The organism is Morganella sp. HSTU-ASny43 (assembly GCF_022819185.1).
In the GTDB taxonomy this organism is placed as follows: domain Bacteria; phylum Pseudomonadota; class Gammaproteobacteria; order Enterobacterales; family Enterobacteriaceae; genus Morganella; species Morganella morganii.
This window is the reverse complement of record NZ_WSPG01000037.1, coordinates 1-24,928: the sequence shown is the minus strand read 5'-3', so window position 1 is coordinate 24,928 and position 24,928 is coordinate 1. Positions and strand designations below refer to the sequence as shown.

The following is a 24,928-nucleotide window of genomic DNA, read 5'->3' as shown; positions in this document are numbered from 1 at the left end:
TCATGCGTAAGTATTTAGCCGTTATTGTTATTCTGGTTTTAGGCGTTCTGTATGCGTCTGTCTTTACCGTTCAGCAGACCGAGCGCGGTATTGTGCTGCGGTTTGGCAAAGTTCTGCGTGATGCGGATAACAAACCGATTGTGTATGAGCCGGGTCTGCATCTGAAAGTGCCGTTTATTGAAACAGTGAAAATGTTGCCTGCCCGTATCCAGACACTGGATATCCAGGCTGACCGTTTCCTGACAAACGAAAACAAAGACCTGATCGTCGATTCTTACCTTAAATGGCGGATTAGTGATTTCAGCCTGTATTATCTCGCGACAAACAGCGGTAATATTAATCAGGCTGAAAACCTGCTGAAACGTAAATTCAGTGACCGTCTGCGTTCTGAGTTCGGTCGTCTGAGCGTGAAAGAGATTGTGACGGATTCCCGCGGTACATTAACGACGGAAGTCAAAAATGCACTGAACGAAGGGAGCTCCGGTAACGATCCGCAGGCAACCGATGCTGATAACGCTATTGCCGATGCGGCAGCGCGTGTTCAGGAAGAAACCAAAGGCGCACAGCCGCAGGTGAATCCGAACAGTATGGCGGCGTTAGGTATCGAAGTGGTGGACGTCCGTATCAAGCAGATTAACCTGCCTGCGGAAGTCTCCGAAGCTATCTTCCAGCGTATGCGTGCAGAACGTGAAGCCGTGGCGCGTCGTCACCGCTCACAGGGTCTGGAAGAAGCCATGAAGATTCGTGCGGTGGCAGATAAAACCCGTACTGAAATCCTGGCCGAAGCGGAGCGCCAGTCACTCTCCCTGCGTGGTGCGGGTGATGCGGAAGCCGCTAAACTGTTTGCGGATGCATTCAGTCAGGATCCGGATTTCTATGCGTTTATCCGAAGCCTGCGTGCTTATGAGCAAAGCTTCAAACCCGATGGCAACGACATTATGGTGTTAAGCCCGGATACGGATTTCTTCCGTTACATGAAGGCACCGACATCATTGCGTCCGGCTTCAGGCCAGTAAGTCCGGTAACCGCATAACCGGTACTGAAAAATCGTCAGCATGCTGATGGTCGCACTCTGATGAAGAAAGCCCGCTTAGGCGGGCTTTATTATGGACATTGATCAGGTGACTTTCATAAAGTGGATAAAAAGTGCTGAAAGGGCGGTCATGAGATGCTAGAATCCTTTTTTAAGCAACCAGGTAAAAACGAAATGGGTAAGAACGTTGTCGTATTGGGCACCCAATGGGGTGACGAGGGCAAGGGCAAAATCGTCGACTTGCTGACTGAACGGGCTAAGTATGTTGTTCGTTATCAAGGTGGCCACAACGCGGGTCACACTCTGGTTATCAACGGTGAGAAAACCGTCCTGCATTTAATTCCGTCAGGTATTCTCCGCGAAAACGTCGTCAGCATCATTGCTAACGGTGTTGTACTCGCACCCGATGCACTGCTGAAAGAAATGACTGCACTGGAAGAGCGTGGTGTTCCGGTGCGCGAACGTCTGCTGATTTCTGAAGCATGTCCGCTGATCCTCCCTTATCATGTTGCGCTGGATAATGCCCGTGAGAAAGCACGCGGCGCGAAAGCTATCGGCACAACAGGGCGCGGTATCGGGCCTGCATACGAAGATAAAGTTGCCCGTCGCGGTCTGCGCGTGGGTGATCTCTTCGATAAAGAGACCTTCGCTCAGAAACTGAAAGAAATCCTTGAGTATCACAACTTCCAGTTAGTGAACTACTACAAAGAGCCTGCGGTTGACTATCAGAAAACCCTGGACGAAATCATGGCAGTTGCGGATATCCTGACCGGTATGGTTGTGGATGTCTCTGATCTGCTGTACAAAGCCACCGTTAACGGTGAGCTGGTGATGTTTGAAGGCGCGCAGGGTACACTGCTGGATATCGACCACGGTACCTATCCGTATGTGACTTCCTCAAACACCACTGCCGGCGGTGTTGCCACCGGTTCCGGTTTAGGTCCGCGTTATGTGGATTATGTCCTGGGTATCATCAAAGCTTACTCAACCCGCGTGGGTGCCGGTCCGTTCCCGACCGAACTGTTTGATGAAACCGGTGAATACCTGCGTACCAAAGGCCAGGAGTTCGGTGCGACCACCGGACGCAGCCGCCGTTGCGGCTGGCTGGACATCATTGCTATCCGCCGCGCTGTGCAGATCAACTCCCTGTCAGGGTTCTGCATGACCAAGCTGGATGTGCTGGATGGTCTGAAAGAAGTGAAAGTGTGTGTCGGTTACCGTTTACCGAATGGTGAAATCATCGAAACCACACCACTGGCTGCGGATAACTGGGAAGGCATCGAGCCTATCTATGAAGTCATGCCGGGCTGGACTGAAACCACATTCGGGGCGAAGAGCCGCGAAGAACTGCCTCAGGCAGCACTGGATTACATCCGCCGCATTGAAGAACTGACAGGCGTTCCTGTTGATATTATTTCAACCGGTCCGGATCGTTCTGAAACGATGATCCTGCGCGACCCGTTCGACGCATAAGATCGTTCAGGTGATACCAGTCAGGGCCGGGCATGTTTGTCCGGCCTTTTGTTTTCTGACGCCGGGGTTTCTGACTATGTCATGACAGGAAATCCGGCGTTTTTAACGACAAATTTTGCTTAATAAGCAAAAGACACACATAATGATTATCCATTACTTATCATGTGATCCCCCGCGCGGGATGACAGAATTTCCGGGGTAAAATGTGCAGTTAACCAGTTTTACAGATTATGGCTTGCGGGCGCTGATTTATATGGCGTCACTTCCTGATGGTAAAATGACCAGTATTACGGAAGTGACGGATGTTTACGGCGTATCGCGTAACCATATGGTCAAGATAATTAACCAATTGAGCCATTTGGGTTATGTCGAGGCGATTCGCGGCAAAAATGGCGGGATCCGCCTGGGAAAACCTGCTAATACTATAGGTATCGGTGAGGTTGTCCGCGCGCTCGAGCCGTTAACACTGGTGAACTGCAGCGGTGAATTCTGTCACATTACTCCGGCATGCAGACTGAAATCGGTACTGAATAAAGCCATCCGGGAGTTCTTACAGGAACTGGATAAACACACGCTCGCTGATATGGTGCAGGACAATCAGCATCTTTATAAATTGTTACTGACGGACGAATAACGCCGTTCAGAAACCACGGAGGATACAATGTCAGTGGAAAAACAATCAAACGACCCTTATCGTGAGCGCGAAGCGGAAAAATATGATTCCCCGATCGCGAGCCGTGAATTTATTCTTGAAACTGTCCGCCGTCACACCAAACCGGTGAGCCGCGAAGATATCGCACAGGAACTGGGGATCACCGGTGAAGAGGCTCAGGAAGCCCTGCGCCGCCGTCTGCGCGCCATGGAGCGTGACGGGCAGCTGGTCTTTACCCGCCGTCAGTGCTACGCCCTGCCGGAGCGTCTTGATTTAATTAAAGGAACCGTGATCGGCCATCGTGATGGCTTCGGGTTCCTGCGTGTCGAAGGACAAAAAGACGATCTCTATATCCCGCAGGATCAGATGAAATTATGCATCCACGGGGATGTGATCCTGGCCCAGGTCATGGGGGCTGATCGCAAAGGCCGCCGCGAAGCGCGCGTTGTGCGTGTGACCGAGCCGAAAACCGGCCAGATTGTCGGCCGTTACTTTACCGAAGAAGGCATGGGATTTGTCGTGCCGGATGACAGCCGTCTGTGCTTCGATATTCTGATCCCGAAAGAGTCAATTAACGGCGCACGGATGGGGAATATCGTGGTGGCGGAACTGACCCGCCGTCCGGGCAAACGGGTGCAGGCGCTCGGTGTTATCACCGAAGTGCTGGGCGAGAAAATGGGCACCAGTATTGCGGTGGATATTGCCCTGCGCAAACATGAAATTCCGTTCACCTGGCCTGCTCAGGTGGAACGTCAGGTCGCGGATATCCGCGAGGAAGTACCGGAATCCGCCAAAAAAGGCCGTGTTGATTTGCGCGATCTGCCGCTGGTCACTATCGACGGCGAAGATGCCCGTGACTTTGATGACGCGGTACACTGTGAAGCCAAACGCGGCGGTGGCTGGCGTCTGTGGGTGGCGATTGCTGACGTCAGTTATTATGTGCGTCCGCAGACGGCACTGGATGATGAAGCCCGCAGCCGGGGAACCTCGGTTTACTTCCCGTCACAGGTCGTACCGATGCTGCCGGAAGTGCTGTCGAATGGTGTCTGTTCACTGAACCCGCAGGTTGATCGCCTGTGTATGGTGTGTGAAATGACCATTTCGGCGAAAGGTAAGCTTTCCGGTTACCGTTTCTATGAAGCGGTAATGAGCTCCCACGCCCGTCTGACCTATACCAAGGTGTGGAAAATCCTCGAAGGGGATGAAGAGCTGCGCGAACACTATGCACCGCTGGTAAAACACCTGGAAGAGCTGCACAAACTCTATAAAGCACTGGCGGAAGCCCGTGACGAGCGCGGTGCGATTGCCTTTGAATCCGAAGAAGCGAAATTTATTTTCAATGCGGAAAAACGCATTGAGAGCATTGAACCGGTACTGCGCAACGATGCACACAAACTGATCGAAGAGTGCATGATCATGGCGAACGTTGCGGCGGCACGCTTTGTTGAGAAAAACAACGAACCGGCGCTGTACCGTGTGCATGATCGTCCGAAAGAGGACAGCGTCATCAATCTGCGCACCGTCTTTAATGAGCTGGGTCTGACCCTGCCGGGCGGCCTGACACCGGAGCCGAAAGATTACGCCCGTGTCATGCTGGAAGTGGCGGAGCGTCCTGACCACGAGTTGTTACAGACTATGCTGCTGCGTTCGATGAAACAGGCGATTTATGATCCGGACAACCGCGGTCACTTCGGTCTGGCGTTACCGGCGTATGCCCACTTTACCTCACCAATCCGCCGTTATCCGGATCTGAGTCTGCACCGTGCGATTAAGTACCTGCTGGCAAAAGAACGCGGCGAAGGGAAATCGCAGACCGGCGCGTGGCATTACGATATGCAGAGTATGCTCCAGCTCGGTGAGCACACTTCCATGACGGAGCGCCGTGCCGATGAAGCCACCCGTGACGTGGCAGACTGGCTGAAGTGCGACTTTATGCAGGACCAGGTGGGTAATGTCTTTACCGGGCTTATCACCAGTGTGACCGGGTTTGGTTTCTTTGTCCGTCTGAATGACCTGTTTATCGATGGTCTGGTACACGTATCAACACTTGATAACGATTACTACCGCTACGATAATGTCGGCCAGCGTCTGATTGGTGAATCCTCCTCCAATGTGTACCGCCTGGGTGATGAAGTTGAAATCCGGGTGGAAGCGGTGCATATGGATGAGCGCACCATTGATTTCGCGCTGATTTCCACCACCCGCCGTGCCCGTAATGAAGGCAAAACCGCAAGAACCCGGGCGAAAGCCGGGGAGAAAGGAGATAAGCGCCGGGACGGTAAGAAAGGGGATCCCCGCCGTGACAAAAACTTCGAGCCGGACAGTGCATTCCGTAAGAAGAAAAAAGACGACGGCCCGAAAGCCCCGAAAGGTAAAAAATCAGCCCGGACCAAAAAAATCGAGGCAAATATAAAGGCGAAACGCGCGAAGAAAAAAGCTGAGAAGTAACCGCCTTTGATTTGAATTTTCCCACAATGAGGCATTGCGCCTCATTGTGTTTTATTGTCCCGCAACAAACGGAACGTTATGAGTGAAATTATTTATGGTATCCACGCTGTGGATGCTTTGCTGGCGCGTGATCCCAGCCGTTTTCTTGAAGTCTTTATCTTAAAAGGGCGTGAAGACCGCCGCCTGACCCCGGTTGTGCATGCTCTGGAAGCGGCAGGTGTCCGTGTGCAGATGGCCAGCCGTCAGTGGATGGACAGCCAGACCGAAGGTGCCGTCCATCAGGGGATTATCGCCAAAGTCAGAGGCGGCCGTCAGTATCAGGAGCAGGATCTGCCTGATCTGCTGGCTGAGCATGAGACTCCGTTCCTGCTGGTACTCGACGGCGTGACTGACCCGCATAACCTGGGGGCCTGTCTGCGTACCGCCGATGCCGCCGGTGTACACGCGGTGATCATCCCGAAAGACCGCTCCGCGCAGCTGAATGCCACGGCGAAAAAAGTCGCCTGTGGTGCGGCGGAAAGCGTACCGCTTATCCGTGTCACTAACCTGGCCCGCACACTGCGTCAGCTGAAAGACGAAAATATCTGGGTTGTCGGCACTGCCGGTGAAGCCACCCATGATCTGTATCAGAGCAAAATGACCGGCCCGGTGGCGCTGGTGATGGGCGCGGAAGGGGAAGGCATGCGCCGTCTGACCCGCGACCTGTGCGATGAACTGATCAGCATTCCGATGGCCGGGTCAGTCTCTTCCCTGAACGTCTCGGTGGCAACAGGTGTCTGCCTGTTTGAGGCCGTGCGTCAGCGCGCAAAATAATCCCGCATCACACACTTATTACCTTGTCTTTTGGGACGGGTATGAGTATAGTTATGCGTCAAATTTTTCAGCCGCACTTAAACAAGTTCCTTGCCTCTCAGGGTTGCGGTTGCCCGGACAGGAGGCTAATAATCCGTAAGGAGCACTACTAATGCGTCATTACGAAATCGTCTTCATGGTTCATCCGGACCAGAGCGAACAAGTACCGGCAATGATCGAGCGTTATAAAACTGCTATTACTAACGCAGAAGGTCAGATCCACCGTCTCGAAGACTGGGGTCGTCGCCAACTGGCTTACCCAATCAACAAACTGCACAAAGCGCACTACGTTCTGCTGAACGTTGAAGCTCCGCAGGAAGTGATTGACGAGCTGGAAACTATTTTCCGCTTCAATGATGCCGTTATCCGCAGCATGGTTATGCGCGTTAAGCACGCGGTGACTGAACCTTCTCCAATGGTTAAAGCGAAAGACGAACGTCGCCCGCGCGACATGTCTGACGACATTGAAGAAAATGATGAAGCTGAGGAAACTGAAGAGTAATAACGGTGTCCGCTAACCGTCTGGTGTTATCCGGCACAGTGTGCAGGGAACCCATCCGGAAAGTCAGCCCGGCCGGAATTCCGCATTGTCAGTTTGTGCTTGAGCACCGCTCACAACAGCAGGAAGCCGGACTCACCCGGCAGGCATGGTGCAGAATGCCCGTGGTTGCCAGCGGACAGACGATCCAAACCATTACTCGCAGTATAACGGTCGGCAGTCAGATAACCGTTCAGGGATTCATCAGCACCCATCAGGGGCGAAATGGATTATCAAAACTGGTTCTTCATGCCGAACATATTGAATTGATAGATTCTGGAGACTAGCCATATGGCACGTTATTTCCGTCGTCGTAAATTCTGCCGTTTCACCGCAGAAGGCGTTCAAGAGATTGATTATAAAGACATCGCTACGCTGAAAAACTACATCACTGAAAGTGGTAAAATCGTACCAAGCCGTATCACCGGTACCAGTGCGAAATATCAGCGTCAGCTCGCTCGTGCTATCAAGCGTGCACGCTACCTGTCTTTACTGCCTTACACTGATCGTCATCAGTAATCGGCACAGTCCATTAATGACTTTAAGAGGATAAGGTAATGCAAGTTATTCTGCTTGATAAAGTAGCAAACCTGGGCAGCCTGGGCGACCAGGTAAATGTTAAATCTGGTTATGCACGTAACTACTTAGTACCGCAAGGTAAAGCAGTTCCTGCAACCAAGAAAAACATCGAATTCTTCGAAGCACGCCGCGCAGAACTGGAAGCTAAATTAGCTGACGTTCTGGCAGCAGCACACGCTCGTGCAGAAAAAATCAATGCCCTGGGCGTTGTGACTCTGTCTTCCAAAGCGGGTGACGAAGGTAAACTGTTCGGTTCTGTCGGTACCCGTGACATCGCTGATGCTGTAACTGCAGCAGGCGTTGAAGTGGCGAAAAGCGAAGTTCGTCTGCCAAACGGCGTTCTGCGTACTCTGGGTGATCACGAAGTTCACTTCCAGGTTCACAGCGACGTGTTTGCAGAACTGAATGTGAAGATTGTTGCTGAGTAATCTCTGATTACACGGTAAACATCTTTGAAAGACGCTGGCTCAGGCCAGCGTTTTTTTTTGCAGTAAAAACCGGTGTTAAGAGCGGCGGTAACTGCCGTCTTTCTGTCGCTTAAAGGTGGCGGACTGCCCGTTAGCCTTATCAATCCTCAGCACAGAGACCGTATTTCCCTTTCCTTTGGTCACACTGATTTTATCCCCTGCTTCCACCTGATTAAGCGGCTTCTGCGGCCCCTCAACGGCTGTCATGCGAAATAAGTCATCCACCGGTAACCCGTTGCTGCGAAAGACCTGGGCGATGGTCTGGCCCTTTTTGAGGGTGAAACGCAGTGCATCTGCCTGTGCAGGCACCGCAGCAGGAGCAGACTCTGCACTAACCGGCGGTGGTGTGGTCGCCGGTTGCGGAGCCGGTTCGGTATTCAGTACACCAGGCGGCAGATTATCCGGCAGCGGCAAATCCGGGATATCGGATGGTGCCTCCGGTAGTGTGCCGGTCTGTTCAGCTATCAGGTCACCTAACGGATCTGCCGGTGGCGTCAGTGTGATATTCTGAGGCGGAACGGTCACCGGCGGTTTCTGCGCGGCAGGCCAGAAAAACAGGATCAGCATGATAATCAGCGCAATGGCGGCGATAGCGTAAAGATGGCGCTTTGGCAGTAGTCTCATCATAATCTCCCGCTGTTCAGCATGAATAATTATCATCCGGTATTATTCCAGTGTAGCAGCAGACTTACTGAAATTATTCGGAATTAGTCCTGTTTTATAAATTGATTGTGCTGTTTTCCGGGAATCACCGTGTTGCATCAGCTTTCACTGATTATCGGGTTTACCGGGGTACATCCTGCTGTTATGCTTGTCCGTCTTACTTATTACTCAGGTATCTCTCATGACACAACCGACTTTTGACACGATGGAAGCACAGGCAAGCTACGGAATCGGCTTACAAATCGGCCAGCAATTACAGGAATCCGGACTGAGCGGATTAGTACCGGAAGCCATCCTGGCCGGTATCACCGACGCACTGGAAAATAACCAGCCGGCTGTGGCGGTGGATGTTCTGCATCGTGCCCTGCGTGAAATGCATGAGCGTGCTGATGCTGTCCGCAATGAAAAACAGGCTGAGCTGGTTAAAGACGGCATGCGTTTCCTGGAAGAAAACGCGAAGAAAGAAGGCGTTTCCACCACTGAAAGCGGCCTGCAGTTCTCTGTCATTAATCAGGGTGACGGCGCTATCCCGGCCCGCACTGACCGTGTCCGTGTTCACTACACCGGCCGTCTGATCGACGGTACTGTGTTTGACAGCTCTGTACAGCGCGGCCAGCCGGCAGAATTCCCGGTAAACGGCGTGATCGCAGGCTGGATTGAAGCACTGACCCTGATGCCGGTCGGCTCCAAATGGGAACTGTATATCCCGAGCAACCTGGCTTACGGCGAGCGCGGTGCCGGTGCGGCAATCCCGCCGTACAGCACACTGGTATTCGAAGTGGAGCTGCTGGAGATCCTGTAATCTCTCTTTGTCAGCAATAACAGAATATGCGAAATGGCCGGTTTTCACCGGCCATTTTTATTTCTATACTCAGGTCTCCGGAGACGTGAACAGGATTACGCGACTCACTAACCGTTCTGTGAAAGAGGTGAAGGATGCTCAATCAAATTTGTCTGCTGGCCCGGCGGGCGGGCGATGCAATCATGGATATCTACCATCATCCCGACACACTGACCATCTCCGCCAAAGCGGATAACTCCCCCTTAACCGCTGCGGATTTAGCTGCGCATCACATTATCGTGCAGGAACTGAAGTCTCTGACACCGGACATCCCGGTGCTGTCAGAGGAAGATCCGCAGCCGTGGTCTGAGCGGCAGCACTGGACACAATACTGGCTGGTGGATCCGCTCGACGGCACCAAAGAATTTATCAGCCGCAACGGTGAATTTACGGTCAATATTGCCCTGATTTCAGACGGCGTACCGGTGATGGGCGTGGTGTATGCCCCGGTACCGGACGTGCTCTATCTGGCAGAAGGCAAACACGCCTGGCGTGAGCGGGGCGGGCAGCGGATGGCTGTCAAAGTGGTGAATACAGATCTGCCGATGGTGGTGATCAGCCGTTCACATCAGGATGCGGAACTGGCGGATTATCTGGAGCAACTGGGGCCGCATGAAACCCGTGCTATCGGTTCATCCCTCAAATTCTGTCTGGTGGCGGAAGGTAAGGCGCAGCTCTATCCCCGTTTTAACCCGACCCACATCTGGGACACGGCGGCCGGACATGCCGTTGCACTCGCGGCCGGAGCGCATATTACGGACTGGAGCGGAAAAACGCTCGACTATACACCGCGTGAATCACTGATAAACCCGGGGTTCCGTGTCAGCAGTTTCTGACTGCCATTTTATTCCTGAATAACAGTGTAATTTGCATGGTTATGCAAATTACACTGACTTTTCCCCGCCTGTTAAATTCCGTATCTGCTGACATTAATCCCGTTATTTCAGCCTCACATTATTTATAAAACTTATAGTAATTATGAGGTTATTATTTCATTGTTATAGTGTGACGGGGATCGATTTTCACTCTGATTTGTGAAGTAAATCGTAGTGAAGTGTCATTTTATGTAAAAATAGTGATTAAATCATTTGATTAATGAACCCGGGTGGTAGAATTGAGTCATACCTTAGGCATGAAAGAAAAGGTAAAGGGGAGGACATAAGTACGATGAAAATTTTCGCCCGTTACAACCCGGCTCAGATCGCCCGCTACGTGAAAACCTTATTCCGTGGCCGCCTGTATATACAGGGGATGGGCGCGTTTGAATTTGACTACGGCAAGATTTTACCGCCGAAAATCAGAGACAAACGCCACCTGAGTGCAATGAGTGAAATTAATCAGCAGGTATCGTTGCTGCAGGCGCAGCTGGCGTAACCACAATACCTGTCTGATGAAGAAGGGTTAGTTTTACGGTTTCTGGTGCTGTTCGTTGTGTGCCACGTCAGACTGACCCTCTTTGCCGCTTTCCGCCGCTGACGGACGCGGGACAACCGGTGCATCCGGGATCCGTGTAACCAGCAGCTGGTCAATCTTGTAGTTGTCGATATCCACCACTTCAAACTTAAAGCCCGAGAATTTCACGGAATCGGTCCGTTTCGGAATACGGCGCAGCTTATACATCAGGAACCCGGCGATGGTTTCGTAGTTGCTGTCATCCGGGAACTCATCAATATCCAGCACCCGCTGCACATCCTCAATCGGTGTACCGCCTTCAATCAGCCAGGAATTTTCATCACGGGCGACAATCTGCTCTTCCTGCCCCTGACCGACCAGATCTCCCATCAGGGTAATCATCACGTCATTGATAGTGATAACACCCATCACCATGGCGTATTCATTCAGAATGATTGCGAAGTCTTCCCCGGCATTTTTAAAGCTCTCCAGGGTGTCTGACAGGCTCAGGGTATCCGGGATCATCAGTGCCGGGCGGATTTGCACACCTTCATGCAGATTCAGGCTCTGGCCGTTCAGCACGCGGTTGAGCAGATCTTTGGAATCGACATAACCGAGCACATGATCCAGACCGCCGTCGCACACCAGGAATTTTGAGTGCGGCTGTGTGGAGATCTTCTCTTTGATGCTCTCTTCGTTTTCCTGCTTGTCGAAATAGACCACGCTCTCACGGGAGGTCATAGCAGACGGCACAGTACGGGATTCCAGCTCAAACACGTTTTCGATCAGTTCGTGCTCCTGCTTGCGCAGCACACCGGCGACCGCACCTGCTTCCACCACCGCGTAAATATCATCAGAAGTGATATCTTCATTTCGCGCCAGCGGGATTTTGAATAATTTAAAGAACAGGTTGGATAATCCGTTAAACAGCCAGGCCAGCGGGCGCAGTACTGTCAGGCAAAAACGCATCGGCTGGACAATCCGGATGGCGACCGCTTCCGGTTTGATCATCCCGAGACGTTTCGGGGTCAGATCCGCCAGCAGGATAAACATGGAGGTCACGATAATAAATGACAATACTGAGCCGAGCTGCTGTGCGGCGGCATCGGCCATAAAATTGCCGAACAGGGTGCGCAGCGCCGGTGAAAAGGCCGATTCACCGACAATACCGGCGAGGATCGCCACGGCGTTCAGGCCGATTTGCACCACGGTGAAGAACATCCCCGGTGCTTCCTGCAAACGGAGCACATGGGCGGCATTGGTATTGCCTTCGTCAATCATGACTTTGAGTTTGATACGCCGCGAGGCGGCCAGTGATATTTCAGATAACGAAAAGAATGCGCTGATCGCGCAGAGTAACAGGACGATTAATAAACTATTTAACATATAAGTTCCGAATGGCCGGCACGATTGCCTCTGGGCGCGCTGTTGTTGATTATGCGTGGCGACCGGTTATTTTAGATATATAGAGCATAAGTATCGGATATTAAAAAAGAAAGGCGCACAGAACATCCAATTTGTCTGTGCGCGGATGTGCAGTATAGCACCGGAACGGGAAAAGCGGCTAGTTTCTCAGCGAAGGCGGAAGACAAACACCGATCCCGCCGAGCCCGCAGTAGCCTTCCGGGTTCTTATCCAGGTATTGCTGGTGGTAATCCTCCGCCACATAAAACGGGCCGAGCGGGCGGATGGCCGTGGTGATACTGCGGCTGTCGTTATTGTCATTCATCGCCTGCTGATACTGCTCACGGGAAGCAAGTGCCTGCACGCGCTGGCTGTCAGACTGGGTATAGATAGCAGAACGGTACTGTGAGCCGATATCGCCGCCCTGTTTCATGCCCTGTGCCGGATCATGGTTTTCCCAGAACAGACGCAGCAGATCGGCATAGCTGATAACGGACGGGTCATACACAATGCGGACGGCTTCAGCATGACCGGTGTTGCCGGTGCAGACGCCTTCATAGGTCGGGTTTTTTGTCGTACCACCGGTGTAACCGGCGGTGGTGCTGTACACGCCCGGCTGCTGCCAGAACAGGCGCTCCACACCCCAGAAGCATCCCATGGCAAAATACGCGGTATCAAAGCCGTCAGGCACATGGTTCACATCATGGCCGGTTACGGTATGGCGCGGGCTGATGGTCAGCGCCACGGCGCTGTCCGGCAGTGCATCAGCGGCGGAAACAGGAGATACAATAGTGTCCTGCGGGTATTGAGTGGTGTTTTGTGTCATTTGCGGTGGCTCCTGTTTTAAGAATAATCGGTGCATTATCAGTATATTTCAGGTTATTTATCTTATGTATCTATAGTAAACTTCAAATTATTTTCATTTATACCCTTATTCATTCACATTACCGGTTCGTTGGCTGTATTCTGAATGAATAAAGGTATATCTCAGTCAAATCGCAGAAATTCAGGAGTTGATGTGATCCGGTACCCTCTTGTTTGTGTTGTCGCTGTGTCTCTCACATCCCCTCTGGCATATAGTGCAAATCTTCGCTTAAAAGTGGAAGGGCTCAGCGGGCAACTTGAAAAAAATGCAAGAGTCCAGCTTTCCACTATCACGACCGATGAGGTCGTGGCTGACGGCCGTTTTCGTGCCCGGGTGGAAAAAGCCATCAAAGAGGGGCTTCGTCCGCTGGGGTATTATGAGCCGGTGATCACCTTTGATTATCAGGACAACGCGCCGCCTGCGCGTCCTGTGCTGTATGCCCGTGTCGTTCCGGGGGAGCCGGTTAAAATTGCCGGGGTTACCGTGGATATCGAAGGTGCGGCAAAAACCGATCCCGCATTCAAAAAATTCATTACCAAAAATACACCTGAAACCGGGACTGTCGTCAATCACGGCGAGTACGAAAGTTTTAAAAGCGGATTATCCGGGCTTGCCTTAAAACGCGGCTATTTTGATGCCGAAATGGAAAAAAGCCAGCTCGGCATTGCGCTTTCCCGTCATGCGGCCTACTGGGATTTTGTGTTCAACAGCGGCAAACGATACCGTTTCGGGAAAGTGAATTACCAGGGCTCGCAAATCAGCGATGCGTATCTGGAAGGTTTGGTGCCGTTTAAAGAAGGCGATTACTACACCTCTGATCAACTGGCAGAATTTAACCGTCTGCTGGCGGAAACCGGCTGGTTCCAGTCCGCGATCGTCACCCCGGATATTGCAAAGGCCCGGGCGGATAACAGTGATTATCTGACCATGGATGCCTCATTCACCCCGCGCGCACAAAACTTTGTCGAGCTGGGCGGCGGCTTTGCCACCGATGTGGGGCCGCGTGTTCAGGCGAAATGGAATAAGCCGTGGGTGAATTCCAGCGGCCACAGCCTGACCTCCAGTATCAGCCTGTCCGCGCCGGAACAGATTATTGATACCTCTTACCGCATCCCGCTGAAGGTCAACCCGATTGAGCAGTATTACGCCGTCTCCGGCGGGTATAAGCGTACCGATCTGAATGATACCAAAGCCGATACTGCGACAGTCAGTGTTTCCCGTAACTGGGATTTATCCACCGGCTGGCAGTACGGTATCAATATGCGCTGGAGTCTCAGCCACTTTACCCAGGCGGATATCACCAACACCACCATGCTGCTCTATCCGGGGGTGAATGTCAGCCGTGTCCGTTCGCGGGGCGGGATGATGCCATCCTGGGGGGACAGTCAGCGCTACTCAGTGGATGTTTCCAATGAAATGTGGGGCTCGGATGTGGATTTTTCCATTTTCCGCGCCCGTAACGTCTGGGTGAGAACGCCGTGGGATGGTCACCGCTTTGTGATGCGCGGCAACCTCGGCTGGATTGAAACCAATAACTTCGACAAAGTCCCGCCTGATCTGCGTTTCTTCGCCGGTGGCGACGGCAGTATCCGGGGTTACCGTTACAACAAAATCTCACCGGAAGATGCTGACGGCAAACTGACAGGGGGCTCGCGGCTGGTCGTCGGTTCGCTGGAATATCAGTACAACGTAACCGGAAACTGGTGGGGCGCGGTATTTGTGGACAGCGGTGAAGTGGTGAATGATATCAAACGGAGTAATTTCAAAACCGGTGCCGGTGTCGGGGTACGCTGGGCATCACCGGTCGGGCCGATCAAATTTGACCTTGCCGCGCCGGTAGGTGATAACGAAACGAAAAATATCCAGTTTTACATCGGCTTGGGGGCAGAACTCTGATGAAATGGCTGAAGTATCTGAAATGGCCGGCAATCATTCTGCTGGTTCTCATTCTGCTGACTGGCGGCACACTCGGCTGGATCCTGGGGACACAGTCCGGCCTGCATTTTGCGCTGAATCTTGCACCGCGTGTGGTCTCCGGCCTGGCTATCGGTCAGGTTGAGGGTGATCTGCGTAATCTGACCCTGAAGCAGGTGAAATACACCATGCCGGGTATTGATGTCAGCGTGGATAAGGTCAACCTGGCGCTGCGCCTGAGCTGTCTGAAAGACATGACACTCTGTGTTGAAAACCTCAGCACGGACGGCACGCGCGTTGCTGTCGATACGGCAAAACTGCCGCCGTCAGAAGAAACTCCGCCGTCAGAGCCGCTGACAGAGCTGAATGCGCCGCTGACCATTTTCCTGGATTCTCTCTCTGTGACCAACACACAGGTCACCGTGGATGATATGGCGGTAAATCTGGATACCTTCCGCACCGCCATGACCTGGCAGGGCGACCAGTTGACCCTGAAACCAACGGTAATTAATGCCCTTTCTGTTGTGCTGCCGAAAAGTGACCCGGCTGCGGCAGAAGAACCGGCGCCGGCAGCGGATGCACCGGAAAAGCCGTTAGGTGAAACTATCAGTGAGATTTTTGCTCAGCCGATGCTGGCGGAACTGCCGGAGGTTATTCTGCCGCTGAATATCTCAGTGGAAGGTATTTCCGGTGAGAACTGGCAGGTGAGCGGTGATGCGCCGGTAACCCTCAATTCCCTGCACCTGGCACTGTTTAACAAAGGGCAGGTGCTGACCCTCAGTGATCTGTCTGCGGATGCGCCACAGGGCAATATCGCGGTCAGCGGGGAAGTGGCGCTCAGTGAAAAATGGCCGGTGGCGTTGTCGGTGAAAGGCCATGTCCGTGATTTTGAGGAATTCAGCGGGCAGGATCTCGATCTCACCCTGAACGGCGGGCTGCTCGATGAGCTGAAACTGGCACTGGCACTGAAAGGGCCGGTCAATGCCACGCTGGATGCACAGACCAACCTGACACAGGCCGATCTGCCGCTGCTGCTGACCCTGGAGAGTCAGAAAGTCAGCTGGCCGCTGACCGGTGAGGCGGATTATCAGCTTGATGGCGTGAAGCTGCGCCTTAACGGAAAAGTGAGCGGTTACGACCTCTCTCTGCGTTCGGATATCAAAGGAAAGGACATCCCGCCTGCGCTGCTGACGCTGGATGCGAAAGGGAATACCGAACAGCTGAATCTTACCCGGCTGCGTCTGAATGCGTTACAGGGCTTTGCGGAAGTGACCGGGGTGGCGGACTGGCAGAAAGCCATCAGCTGGCAGGCGGTTCTGACGCTTTCCGGGCTGAATACCGCAAAAGCCTATCCGGAGTGGCCGGCCAAAGTGGACGGCAAAATCAGTACCCGGGGCAGCCTGTACGGCGGTAACTGGGAGCTTGAAATCCCGGATATCACCCTCGATGGCAAAGTGAAAACCTATCCGCTGAAAGCGCGCGGTAATGTGAAAGGTAACGCAGGCGGTCAGTGGACAATCCCGGATCTGAAACTGGCACTGGGTAACAATAAACTGGATGTGCGGGGCGAGCTGGCAGATGCCTGGAAGCTGGATGCGGATATCAATGCACCGGCGCTCGGCGGCCTGGTTCCGGGGCTGGCGGGAACGGTCAAAGGGAAACTCAATGTCCGCGGTAATATGGAAAAACCACAGATCCTCGCCGACCTGGCTGTTCACAGCCTGAAATGGCAGAACGATCTGTCGGTGGCGGATGCGAAAATCAAAGGGGATATCACCTCCGCAGAGCAGATCAAAGGTCAGCTGGATGTGACGGTGAATCAGCTGAGGCAGGCCGATTTGGTGATCAGCAACCTGACGCTGAATGCCAAAGGTACCGAAGCACAGCACCAGCTGAAACTGACCATGAAAGGCGAGCCGGTCTCGGCACAACTGATGCTGAACGGCGGATTTGACCGTAAAACCGAAACCTGGAAAGGTACGCTGAATAACACCCGCTTTGACACACCGGTGGGTGAATGGTCGCTCAGCAAGGTAATGGCGCTGACTTATCTGAATGAAAAACAGGAAGTGACTATCGGCACCCATTGCTGGGTGAATCCGGATGCCCGTATCTGTGTGCCGAAACTGATCACCGCAGGAGCTTCCGGTAATGCATCGGTTGCCCTTGAACGTTTTGATCTGGCGATGATTAAACCATTCCTTGGCCCGGATACCCGGCTGGATGGTGTATTCAGCGGTAATGCCAATGTCCGCTGGTTTGCGGACGGCTCACAGCCGGTGGTGGATGCATCCCTGAAAGGCAACGGTGTGAAGGTGGTGCAGAACCTCGACGGCACGAATCTGCCGGTCGCGTTTGACACCCTGACCATGACCACCGCCATGAAGAACGGCAAACTGAATCTTCAGTGGCTGATTGCTATTGCCGGTAACGGAAAGATTAACGGTAATGTCCAGATTTCTGATCTGGAGAAACGCCGTCAGCTGAGCGGGAATGTCGGGATCGATAATATCTCGCTGGATCTGCTGAAACCATTGCTCGGCAAAGGGGATAAAGCTACCGGGCGGCTGAATGCGGGGCTGCGTCTGGGCGGTAATGCTGCATCACCGCTGCTGTTTGGCCAGCTGGGATTATCAGATCTCGCCGTCAGCGGTCGTCTGCTGCCGTTTGATATCACAACCGGCGGACTGACCGTGAACTTTGATGGCGCCCGTTCTGATCTCAGCGGAAACATCAAAACGCCGGAAGGGTATCTTAACCTCAGCGGTAACGCGGACTGGCGCAGAATGGATGCCTGGAGTGCGCGGATCTTCGCACAGGGTGACAAACTGCGCGTTTCCCTGCCGCCGATGATCCGGATTGATGTCAGCCCGGATCTGGTCTTTGAAGCCACACCGTCGATGCTGAAACTGGACGGTACGGTCAATATTCCGTGGGCACGGATCACCGTGCATGAAGTACCGGAGTCCGCCGTCAGCGCCACATCCGACGAAGTGATGCTGGATGACAACTTACAGCCAATCCGTGAGAAACAGACCAGTATTCCGATCCTGAGTAATCTGCGGATCCATATCGGTGATGATGTGCTGCTCGATGCCTTTGGTCTGAAAGCAAAACTGACCGGGGATCTGAAAGTCGCCCAGGATAAACAGGGACTGGGGCTCAACGGCCAGGTGGATATTCCGCGCGGGCGTTTCCATGCTTACGGGCAGGATCTGCTGGTGCGCAAAGGACAGATTCTGTTCTCCGGTCCGGCGGATCAGCCATTCCTTAATCTGGAAGCTATCCGTAACCCGGATAATACTGCTAACGGCGTGATTGCGGGTGTCCGGGTGACCGGGCTTGCCGACAGACCGAAAGTGGAAATATTTTCTGACCCCGCGATGTCCCAGGAAAATGCCCTCTCTTATTTGCTGCGCGGTGAGGGGCTGGATTCCGGTGACGCAGACAGTTCGCAGATGACATCCATGCTTATCAGCCTCGGGGTGGCACAAAGCGGGCAGTTAGTCGGAAAAATTGGTGAAACATTCGGTATTTCGGATCTGGCGCTGGATACCCAGGGTGTGGGCGATAAGTCGCAGGTTGTGGTCAGCGGTAAGATAACCAACGACCTGCAGGTAAAATATGGTGTCGGTATATTTGACTCTTTAGCGACCTTAACGTTACGCTATAGGTTAATGCCCAGGTTATATCTGGAAGCGGTGTCTGGTGTTAACCAGGCGATCGATCTGCTTTATCAGTTTGAGTTTTAATATATGCGAGTGATCGTTTATGGCAGTTTGCGGCAGAAACAGGGCAACCATCATTGGATGACCTATGCCGCCCTGCTGGGAGAATATACGCTTGAAGGCTATGACCTGTATGATTTGGGACACTATCCTGCGGTGGTACCGGGAACCGGTTCGATCGAATGTGAAGTGTACCGGATCTCCTCGTCGATCCTGACTGAGCTGGATGAATTAAAAAAAGATGGTCAGGATTACCGGCGTGAATTGGTTTCAACGCCGTACGGCAGTGCCTGGATTTACTTATATCAGCGTCCGGTGGACGGACTGGTGAAGATAAATTGCGGGGACTGGCTGAAACGGCACGAGGCAGAAGGCCCGGAAAGCGAATGATTTCCCTGTGAATAAAAAAACCGCTGTGAAAACAGCGGTTTTTTTTGTCTCTGAAACGGACTGCGGATTATTTTTTCGCAGCGCGTTCGAAAGAAGCAATGATTTCAGCTTTGGCGGCAGCAGCATCTTCCCAGCCGTCAACTTTCACCCATTTGCCTTTTTCGAGATCTTTGTAGTGCTCGAAGAAGTGAGTGATCTGAGCTTTCAGCAGCTCAGGCAGATCGTTCACATCTTTAATGTGATCGTATTCTTTGCTCAGTTTGGTGTGCGGAACCGCAACCAGTTTGGCATCTTCACCGGATTCGTCGGTCATTTTCAGCACGCCGACAGGACGGCAGCGGATCACTGAACCCGGCTGTAACGGATACGGAGTCGGAACCAGCACGTCTACCGGATCACCATCCAGAGATAAGGTGTGGTTGATGTAACCGTAGTTACACGGGTAGAACATAGCGGTTGACATGAAACGGTCAACAAACAGTGCACCGGATTCTTTATCAACTTCGTATTTAATCGGATCTGCGTTGGCAGGGATTTCGATAACAACATAGATATCTTCTGGCAGCTCTTTACCTGCCGGAACATTATTCAGGCTCATGAACGGATTCCTTAATCTTCAGAACAAATAGCGTGGCGGATATTATAACGAAAAAAAGGCGGTGGTATACCGCCTTTTCCTTCGCTTACTGTTGGTTACTTCCCGTTTTCGTCCGGGAATTCCGCCATAAAGCTTTCGGCTTTCTCTACCATTGAGCGGGTACCGACAAAGTACGGTGAACGCTGGTGGAGTTTTTCCGGAATGATATCGAGGATACGGTTCTTACCGTCACTCGCTTTACCGCCGGCCTGTTCCGCGAGGAATGACATCGGGTTGCACTCATACAGCAGACGCAGTTTGCCGTTCGGGTGGCTTGCGGTGCTCGGGTAGATGTAAATTCCGCCCTTGAGCAGGTTGCGGTGGAAATCCGCCACCAGAGAGCCGATATAACGGGTGGTGTACGGGCGGTCAGTGGCCGGATCTTCTTCCTGGCAGTATTTGATGTATTTTTTCACGCCAACAGGGAAACGGATGTAGTTCCCTTCGTTGATGGAATACATTTTACCGTTTTCCGGGAATTTCATATCCGCCTGGCACAGGCAGAACACACCCAGAGACGGGTCATAGGTGAAGGCGTGAACACCGTTACCGGTGGTATAAACCAGCATGGTGGAAGAGCCGTAAACCACATAACCGGCAGCAACCTGGCGGTTACCCGGCTGGAGGAAGTCAGCTTCGGTGACCGGCTGGCCCAGCGGGGTGATACGGTGATAAATAGAGAAAATAGTACCGACTGACACATTCACATCAATATTGGATGAGCCGTCGAGCGGATCCATCAGAACCACATATTTGGCGTTTTCCGCACGGCCGCCCTCAAAAACAACAATGTCGTCTTCTTCTTCGGAGGCAATACCGGCAACTTCACCACGGGCTTTCAGCGCGGCTTTCAGTTTCTCGTTGGCATAGAGATCCAGTTTCATCTGGACTTCGCCCTGCACGTTTGAGATACCATTAGTACCAAGGATATCAACCAGCCCGGCTTTGTTGATATCACGGTGAATAATCTTAGCGCCTAACTTAATCGCGGAGAGGAGTGCAGTCAGTTCTCCGGTGGCGTGAGAAAAGTCCTGCTGTTTTTCGACGATAAATTCGCCTAATGTTTTCATGACGTACGTCCTGAAGTGGGTGAAATAAAAGTATTACGAAAGCGGTTGCCCGTAAACGCGGGTGCAAGTTTAGCCAAAGAAAATCATAATTGATAGGCTAATCCGTTTCAGTTCTTTTGAGAGATGGTTAGAATAGTGACCAACGTCATGCTATTGGATAAAAAATAATGCATATTCATATTCTCGGTATCTGCGGCACCTTCATGGGCAGCCTGGCTATCCTGGCCCGTGCACAGGGGCACAAAGTGACCGGTTCGGATCAGAATGTCTACCCGCCGATGAGTGATTTACTGACAGAGCAGGGGATCGAGCTGATTCAGGGTTATGACCCGGCTCAACTGACGCCGCGCCCGGATATGGTGGTGATCGGCAATGCCATGAAACGCGGAAACCCGTGTGTCGAGGCGGTGCTGAACCAGGGAATTCCTTACACTTCAGGGCCGCAGTGGCTGCATGACCATGTACTGCCGGAGCGCTGGGTGCTGGCGGTTGCCGGGACTCACGGCAAAACCACCACTGCAGGTATGCTGGCGTGGATTCTGGAAGACTGCGGCTATCAGCCGGGCTTTCTGATCGGCGGTGTCCCGGGGAACTTTGATGTTTCCGCCACGCTGGGTAACAGTCCGTTCTTTGTTATCGAAGCGGATGAATATGACTGTGCATTCTTTGATAAGCGCTCAAAATTTGTTCACTACAGCCCGCGCACACTGCTGCTCAACAACCTCGAGTTTGATCACGCGGATATCTTTGAAAACCTCGCGGCGATTGAAAAACAGTTCCATCATCTGGTACGTGTGGTGCCGGGTGACGGCAAAATTATCGCCCCGGCGCAGGATGCCAATCTGAAACAGGTGCTCAGTATGGGCTGCTGGAGTGAGGAAGAATACACCGGCGACAACGCCCGCTGGCAGGCAGAGAAAGTCACCAACGACTGCGGTGAGTTCGATGTGCGTTATGACGGTGAAATCAGCGGTCGTGTGACCTGGGGACTGGTGGGCGAGCATAATATGCAGAACGCCCTGATGGCGGTGGCTGCCGCACATCACGTCGGTGTGCCGGTCGCGGAAGCCTGCCGTGCGCTGGGTAAATTTATCAACGCCCGCCGCCGCCTTGAGCTGCGCGGTGAGGTGAACGGTATCAGTGTCTATGATGACTTTGCGCATCACCCGACGGCGATTCTGGCCACATTACAGGCGCTGCGCAGTAAAGTCGGCGGTACCGCCCGCATCCTGGTGGTTCTGGAGCCGCGTTCAAACACCATGAAAATGGGGATCAGCAAAGACGATATCGCGCCTGCGCTGGGTCGTGCGGATGAAGTCTTTATCTTCCAGCCGGCGAATATTCCGTGGCTGGTCAGTGAAATTACCGAGCGTTGTGTACAACCGGCATACTGGAGCGGTGACCTGGATGCGCTGACCAATATGGTGGCCGAACATGCACAGCCGGGGGATCATATCCTGGTGATGAGCAACGGCAGCTTCGGTGGTATCCACGATAAACTGCTGGAAAAACTGAAGTAATCTGAGCAAGAATAAAAAACCGCGCGGTGCATCAGTACCACGCGGTTTTTTTATGATTAACGGCGGATTACAGTTCCTGCTCGAACAGGGCGAGAATCGCTTCGTAGAGCTGTTCTGTGGTGAAATCTTTGGCCGGTGTCGAGAAAATAGTGTCATCCCCGGCGATACTGCCGAGAATGCCCTCGGATTTGCCGATGGAGTCCAGCAGACGGGCAATCAGCTGTGCTGCTCCCGGACTGGTACGGATAACCACAACCGAGTCATTGTAATCAATATCCAGCACCAGGTTTTTTAACGGGCTGGTGGCTGTCGGAACACCCAGTTCCGCAGGCAGACAGTAAACCATTTCCATTTTCGCGTTACGGGTGCGGACAGCACCGAACTTGGTCAGCATCCTGGAAATTTTGGACTGGTTAATATTCTCAAAGCCCTCTTCCTGCAGGGCGGTGACGATCTCCCCCTGAGAGCTGAATTTCTCTTCTTTCAACAGCGCCTTAAACGCCTTGATCAGATCTTCCTGTTTAGAAGGTGCGCGCATAGTCTTTCCTGCAAATTTGGATACGAACCTTATTATTATGCGGAAAAATGCATTTTTATGCAAATTAAACCCTGTGGTCTGACCGGGGGAAACCGCATTAATGGTCAAAACTGGTGATCAGCTCACGTAATTGACATTGCTTATGACTCTGACCGGGTTATCACCGGAGGTAAATATATTGTTAATTAAATGAGGTTGTTATCAGTTACGCATCGGTATATTAACGTGCATGACTATAAGTGCACTTAAAGTAAAATAATTGTCAAAATAGTGTTCCTTATCTCATTAACAGATAAGCGATTTGTTTAGAATGGATAACAATAGACAAACAGATTCAAATGCGTGAATATGCAATCAGTCTGTTAAAATATTGTATTCACAGCCCTCATGCACGGATTGGCGCCTGATGCGCAATCGTGCTAACCGTCCCAAGTTAAGGAGTCTCAGGATGAAAGTTGCAGTTCTCGGAGCAGCAGGTGGTATTGGTCAGGCTCTCGCCCTTCTTCTTAAAACCCAGCTTCCTTCAGGTTCAGATCTTACTTTATATGATATCGCACCGGTCACACCGGGTGTGGCAAAAGATCTCAGCCATATCCCGACCGATGTCCGGATCACCGGATTCGCGGGAGAGGATCCTACCCCTGCATTAGAAGGCGCGGATATTGTCCTGATTTCTGCCGGTGTGGCCCGTAAACCCGGCATGGATCGTTCTGATCTGTTTAATGTGAACGCGGGGATCGTCCGCAATCTGGTGGAAAAAATTGCCAAAACCTGTCCGAAAGCATTAATCGGCATCATCACCAACCCGGTGAACACCACAGTGGCGATCGCGGCAGAAGTGCTGAAAAAAGCCGGTGTGTATGACAAAAATCGCCTGTTCGGCGTGACCACGCTGGACATTATCCGTTCCAACACCTTTGTGGCGGAACTGAAAGGCAAGAAACCACAGGAGCTGGAAGTGCCGGTTATCGGCGGCCACTCCGGTGTGACCATTCTGCCGCTGCTGTCTCAGATCCCGGGTGTCAGCTTCAGCGACGCGGAAATCGACAGCCTGACCAAACGCATCCAGAACGCCGGTACTGAAGTGGTGGAAGCCAAAGCAGGCGGCGGGTCCGCAACGCTCTCTATGGGCCAGGCAGCCGCGCGTTTCGGCCTGTCACTGGTTCGCGCCATGCAGGGTGAAAGCAATGTGGTGGAATGCACTTATACCGAAGGTGACGGCAAATACGCCCGTTTCTTCGCCCAGCCGGTCGTGTTAGGCAAGAACGGTGTTGAGAGGCGTCTGGATATCGGCTCACTCAGTGCATATGAAGAGAAAGCACTGAACGGCATGCTGGATGTGCTGAAGGCCGATATTGCGCTTGGTGAGAAATTTATTAACAGCTGAATTATTAAATAGTTGTATTTATTTTTTTGAGCCGTAAATAAAACCGCTAATTACGATTAGCGGTTTTATTGTTTTTATAAGTATATATTGAAATTAATTAGTTACCTTCACTCTTATTTTCCTATCTAATAATTCACCTGTGATAGAATTAAAATAACGGCTGGGCCAAATCTCTGACGGATGGACGGCGAGAAAGTCTGCGATGAGCCATTCACCCTTCGGCCACGGCCGGGAAAGCGCGTTAGCAAGCGTTGAGGAGCTGAGTCCCGCACTGCGCGACAAGGCGGCCAGGGTTGTCCCCCGTTTCTTCAGCGATGCAATTATATCAGCAGGGTGCCAGTCAGATTTACCGGAATCCATATATTGAGTCCTTTTTATTTTAGATTAATGTTGTGTTAGTGGTATAAATAACGGGTTGCCATCACATTAAAGATGAACCCAATTCGTTATTAAGAAAATAAAATACCATTATTTTTCTAAATATTTTCTTAAATTTTTTCTTAAAAATATCTTTTTTGAACTCTGTTACAGAATTAA

The 24,928-nt window shown here is 52.2% G+C and carries 24 protein-coding genes; 17 read left to right on the top strand and 7 right to left on the bottom strand.

Annotated features, from left to right (window positions below; all coding sequences use genetic code 11):
* Window positions 1–2 precede the first annotated feature (2 nt).
* From hflC to rplI, 9 genes are all read left to right on the top strand, one after another.
* Complete coding sequence (gene hflC / locus GN208_RS16125; RefSeq protein WP_004234484.1) at window positions 3–1,016, top strand: protease modulator HflC; 1,014 nt, start codon at window positions 3–5, stop codon at window positions 1,014–1,016.
* A 191-nt stretch (window positions 1,017–1,207) separates the two neighbouring features.
* Window positions 1,208–2,506, top strand: coding sequence for an adenylosuccinate synthase (locus tag GN208_RS16120; protein WP_004241362.1), 1,299 nt, complete (start codon window positions 1,208–1,210; stop codon window positions 2,504–2,506).
* 205 nt (window positions 2,507–2,711) lie between these two features.
* Window positions 2,712–3,140 (top strand): nitric oxide-sensing transcriptional repressor NsrR, encoded by a 429-nt coding sequence (gene nsrR / locus GN208_RS16115; RefSeq protein ID WP_004241364.1) that lies wholly within the window; start codon window positions 2,712–2,714, stop codon window positions 3,138–3,140.
* A 27-nt stretch (window positions 3,141–3,167) separates the two neighbouring features.
* Window positions 3,168–5,606 carry a ribonuclease R gene (gene rnr, locus GN208_RS16110; RefSeq protein ID WP_004234492.1) on the top strand — a complete coding sequence of 813 codons (2,439 nt, stop codon included), beginning with the start codon at window positions 3,168–3,170 and terminating at the stop codon, window positions 5,604–5,606.
* A 78-nt stretch (window positions 5,607–5,684) separates the two neighbouring features.
* Complete coding sequence (gene rlmB, locus GN208_RS16105; RefSeq protein WP_004234494.1) at window positions 5,685–6,419, top strand: 23S rRNA (guanosine(2251)-2'-O)-methyltransferase RlmB; 735 nt, start codon at window positions 5,685–5,687, stop codon at window positions 6,417–6,419.
* Between the two features lie 151 nt (window positions 6,420–6,570).
* A complete protein-coding gene (gene rpsF, locus GN208_RS16100; RefSeq protein WP_004241366.1) occupies window positions 6,571–6,960 on the top strand; it encodes a 30S ribosomal protein S6 in 390 nt (129 codons plus the stop codon).
* 5 nt (window positions 6,961–6,965) lie between these two features.
* Window positions 6,966–7,283, top strand: a complete 318-nt coding sequence (gene priB / locus GN208_RS16095; RefSeq protein ID WP_045139169.1) for a primosomal replication protein N — start codon at window positions 6,966–6,968, stop codon at window positions 7,281–7,283.
* Window positions 7,284–7,287: 4 nt separating this feature from the next.
* Window positions 7,288–7,515 carry a 30S ribosomal protein S18 gene (gene rpsR, locus GN208_RS16090; protein ID WP_004234502.1) on the top strand — a complete coding sequence of 76 codons (228 nt, stop codon included), beginning with the start codon at window positions 7,288–7,290 and terminating at the stop codon, window positions 7,513–7,515.
* A gap of 38 nt (window positions 7,516–7,553) precedes the next feature.
* Window positions 7,554–8,003: a 50S ribosomal protein L9 gene (gene rplI / locus GN208_RS16085; protein WP_004234503.1), complete on the top strand. Its 450-nt coding sequence runs from the start codon at window positions 7,554–7,556 to the stop codon at window positions 8,001–8,003.
* A 75-nt stretch (window positions 8,004–8,078) separates the two neighbouring features.
* Here the strand turns inward: rplI and GN208_RS16080 are convergent, their stop codons facing one another.
* Window positions 8,079–8,669, bottom strand: a complete 591-nt coding sequence (locus GN208_RS16080) for a LysM-like peptidoglycan-binding domain-containing protein (RefSeq protein ID WP_225310132.1) — start codon at window positions 8,667–8,669, stop codon at window positions 8,079–8,081.
* Between the two features lie 217 nt (window positions 8,670–8,886).
* Here GN208_RS16080 and fklB point away from each other — a divergent pair, with 217 nt between their 5' ends.
* The 3 genes from fklB (at window position 8,887) to GN208_RS16065 (ending at window position 10,920) form a co-directional block, all read left to right on the top strand.
* Window positions 8,887–9,507 (top strand): FKBP-type peptidyl-prolyl cis-trans isomerase, encoded by a 621-nt coding sequence (gene fklB / locus GN208_RS16075; RefSeq protein WP_004241369.1) that lies wholly within the window; start codon window positions 8,887–8,889, stop codon window positions 9,505–9,507.
* Window positions 9,508–9,641: 134 nt separating this feature from the next.
* Complete coding sequence (cysQ, locus tag GN208_RS16070) at window positions 9,642–10,382, top strand: 3'(2'),5'-bisphosphate nucleotidase CysQ (protein ID WP_004234507.1); 741 nt, start codon at window positions 9,642–9,644, stop codon at window positions 10,380–10,382.
* Between the two features lie 331 nt (window positions 10,383–10,713).
* The gene (locus tag GN208_RS16065; protein ID WP_004234508.1) at window positions 10,714–10,920 is read left to right on the top strand and encodes a DUF1107 domain-containing protein; all 207 of its coding nucleotides are present in this window, start codon (window positions 10,714–10,716) and stop codon (window positions 10,918–10,920) included.
* Window positions 10,921–10,953: 33 nt separating this feature from the next.
* Here the strand turns inward: GN208_RS16065 and GN208_RS16060 are convergent, their stop codons facing one another.
* Both GN208_RS16060 and msrA read right to left on the bottom strand, forming a co-directional pair.
* A complete protein-coding gene (locus tag GN208_RS16060) occupies window positions 10,954–12,324 on the bottom strand; it encodes a hemolysin family protein (protein WP_004234510.1) in 1,371 nt (456 codons plus the stop codon).
* A 178-nt stretch (window positions 12,325–12,502) separates the two neighbouring features.
* On the bottom strand, window positions 12,503–13,168 hold the full coding sequence (gene msrA / locus GN208_RS16055) for a peptide-methionine (S)-S-oxide reductase MsrA (RefSeq protein WP_004234512.1): 666 nt from the start codon (window positions 13,166–13,168) through the stop codon (window positions 12,503–12,505).
* A 192-nt stretch (window positions 13,169–13,360) separates the two neighbouring features.
* On the opposite strand from msrA, the gene GN208_RS16050 reads away from it, so the two are divergent.
* The 3 genes from GN208_RS16050 to GN208_RS16040 are packed head-to-tail and all read left to right on the top strand — an operon-like array spanning window position 13,361 to window position 19,239.
* Window positions 13,361–15,103: an autotransporter assembly complex family protein gene (locus tag GN208_RS16050; RefSeq protein WP_015422316.1), complete on the top strand. Its 1,743-nt coding sequence runs from the start codon at window positions 13,361–13,363 to the stop codon at window positions 15,101–15,103.
* Window positions 15,103–18,873: a translocation/assembly module TamB domain-containing protein gene (locus GN208_RS16045; RefSeq protein ID WP_004234514.1), complete on the top strand. Its 3,771-nt coding sequence runs from the start codon at window positions 15,103–15,105 to the stop codon at window positions 18,871–18,873. Before GN208_RS16050 ends, GN208_RS16045 begins: the two co-directional genes overlap by 1 nt.
* Window positions 18,874–18,876: 3 nt before the next feature.
* Window positions 18,877–19,239, top strand: a complete 363-nt coding sequence (locus GN208_RS16040) for a gamma-glutamylcyclotransferase (protein ID WP_015422315.1) — start codon at window positions 18,877–18,879, stop codon at window positions 19,237–19,239.
* A 67-nt stretch (window positions 19,240–19,306) separates the two neighbouring features.
* Here GN208_RS16040 and ppa read toward each other — a convergent pair whose 3' ends face one another.
* A complete protein-coding gene (gene ppa / locus GN208_RS16035; protein ID WP_004234518.1) occupies window positions 19,307–19,837 on the bottom strand; it encodes an inorganic diphosphatase in 531 nt (176 codons plus the stop codon).
* Window positions 19,838–19,932: 95 nt separating this feature from the next.
* A complete protein-coding gene (fbp, locus tag GN208_RS16030; protein ID WP_004234520.1) occupies window positions 19,933–20,946 on the bottom strand; it encodes a class 1 fructose-bisphosphatase in 1,014 nt (337 codons plus the stop codon).
* A gap of 167 nt (window positions 20,947–21,113) precedes the next feature.
* Between fbp and mpl the strand changes: the two genes are divergently transcribed.
* Window positions 21,114–22,466 (top strand): UDP-N-acetylmuramate:L-alanyl-gamma-D-glutamyl-meso-diaminopimelate ligase, encoded by a 1,353-nt coding sequence (gene mpl, locus GN208_RS16025; RefSeq protein ID WP_004234522.1) that lies wholly within the window; start codon window positions 21,114–21,116, stop codon window positions 22,464–22,466.
* A 67-nt stretch (window positions 22,467–22,533) separates the two neighbouring features.
* Here mpl and argR read toward each other — a convergent pair whose 3' ends face one another.
* Window positions 22,534–23,004, bottom strand: a complete 471-nt coding sequence (argR, locus tag GN208_RS16020) for a transcriptional regulator ArgR (RefSeq protein WP_004234524.1) — start codon at window positions 23,002–23,004, stop codon at window positions 22,534–22,536.
* Window positions 23,005–23,452: 448 nt separating this feature from the next.
* Between argR and mdh the strand changes: the two genes are divergently transcribed.
* Window positions 23,453–24,391 (top strand): malate dehydrogenase, encoded by a 939-nt coding sequence (mdh, locus tag GN208_RS16015; RefSeq protein ID WP_004234526.1) that lies wholly within the window; start codon window positions 23,453–23,455, stop codon window positions 24,389–24,391.
* A gap of 93 nt (window positions 24,392–24,484) precedes the next feature.
* Here the strand turns inward: mdh and GN208_RS16010 are convergent, their stop codons facing one another.
* Window positions 24,485–24,751: a helix-turn-helix transcriptional regulator gene (locus GN208_RS16010; RefSeq protein WP_015422314.1), complete on the bottom strand. Its 267-nt coding sequence runs from the start codon at window positions 24,749–24,751 to the stop codon at window positions 24,485–24,487.
* Window positions 24,752–24,928: the final 177 nt, after the last annotated feature.

Coding starts and splice junctions, on each gene's coding strand:
- rpsR (WP_004234502.1), top strand. CDS start 7,288: ATGGCACGTTATTTCCGTCGTCGTAAATTCTGCCGTTTCACCGCAGAA.
- msrA (WP_004234512.1), bottom strand. CDS start 13,168: ATGACACAAAACACCACTCAATACCCGCAGGACACTATTGTATCTCCT.
- GN208_RS16045 (WP_004234514.1), top strand. CDS start 15,103: ATGAAATGGCTGAAGTATCTGAAATGGCCGGCAATCATTCTGCTGGTT.
- GN208_RS16010 (WP_015422314.1), bottom strand. CDS start 24,751: ATGGATTCCGGTAAATCTGACTGGCACCCTGCTGATATAATTGCATCG.
- rplI (WP_004234503.1), top strand. CDS start 7,554: ATGCAAGTTATTCTGCTTGATAAAGTAGCAAACCTGGGCAGCCTGGGC.
- fbp (WP_004234520.1), bottom strand. CDS start 20,946: ATGAAAACATTAGGCGAATTTATCGTCGAAAAACAGCAGGACTTTTCT.
- mdh (WP_004234526.1), top strand. CDS start 23,453: ATGAAAGTTGCAGTTCTCGGAGCAGCAGGTGGTATTGGTCAGGCTCTC.
- GN208_RS16120 (WP_004241362.1), top strand. CDS start 1,208: ATGGGTAAGAACGTTGTCGTATTGGGCACCCAATGGGGTGACGAGGGC.
- rlmB (WP_004234494.1), top strand. CDS start 5,685: ATGAGTGAAATTATTTATGGTATCCACGCTGTGGATGCTTTGCTGGCG.
- ppa (WP_004234518.1), bottom strand. CDS start 19,837: ATGAGCCTGAATAATGTTCCGGCAGGTAAAGAGCTGCCAGAAGATATC.
- GN208_RS16060 (WP_004234510.1), bottom strand. CDS start 12,324: ATGTTAAATAGTTTATTAATCGTCCTGTTACTCTGCGCGATCAGCGCA.
- GN208_RS16065 (WP_004234508.1), top strand. CDS start 10,714: ATGAAAATTTTCGCCCGTTACAACCCGGCTCAGATCGCCCGCTACGTG.
- rpsF (WP_004241366.1), top strand. CDS start 6,571: ATGCGTCATTACGAAATCGTCTTCATGGTTCATCCGGACCAGAGCGAA.
- fklB (WP_004241369.1), top strand. CDS start 8,887: ATGACACAACCGACTTTTGACACGATGGAAGCACAGGCAAGCTACGGA.
- cysQ (WP_004234507.1), top strand. CDS start 9,642: ATGCTCAATCAAATTTGTCTGCTGGCCCGGCGGGCGGGCGATGCAATC.
- hflC (WP_004234484.1), top strand. CDS start 3: ATGCGTAAGTATTTAGCCGTTATTGTTATTCTGGTTTTAGGCGTTCTG.
- rnr (WP_004234492.1), top strand. CDS start 3,168: ATGTCAGTGGAAAAACAATCAAACGACCCTTATCGTGAGCGCGAAGCG.
- mpl (WP_004234522.1), top strand. CDS start 21,114: ATGCATATTCATATTCTCGGTATCTGCGGCACCTTCATGGGCAGCCTG.
- GN208_RS16040 (WP_015422315.1), top strand. CDS start 18,877: ATGCGAGTGATCGTTTATGGCAGTTTGCGGCAGAAACAGGGCAACCAT.
- argR (WP_004234524.1), bottom strand. CDS start 23,004: ATGCGCGCACCTTCTAAACAGGAAGATCTGATCAAGGCGTTTAAGGCG.
- GN208_RS16080 (WP_225310132.1), bottom strand. CDS start 8,669: ATGATGAGACTACTGCCAAAGCGCCATCTTTACGCTATCGCCGCCATT.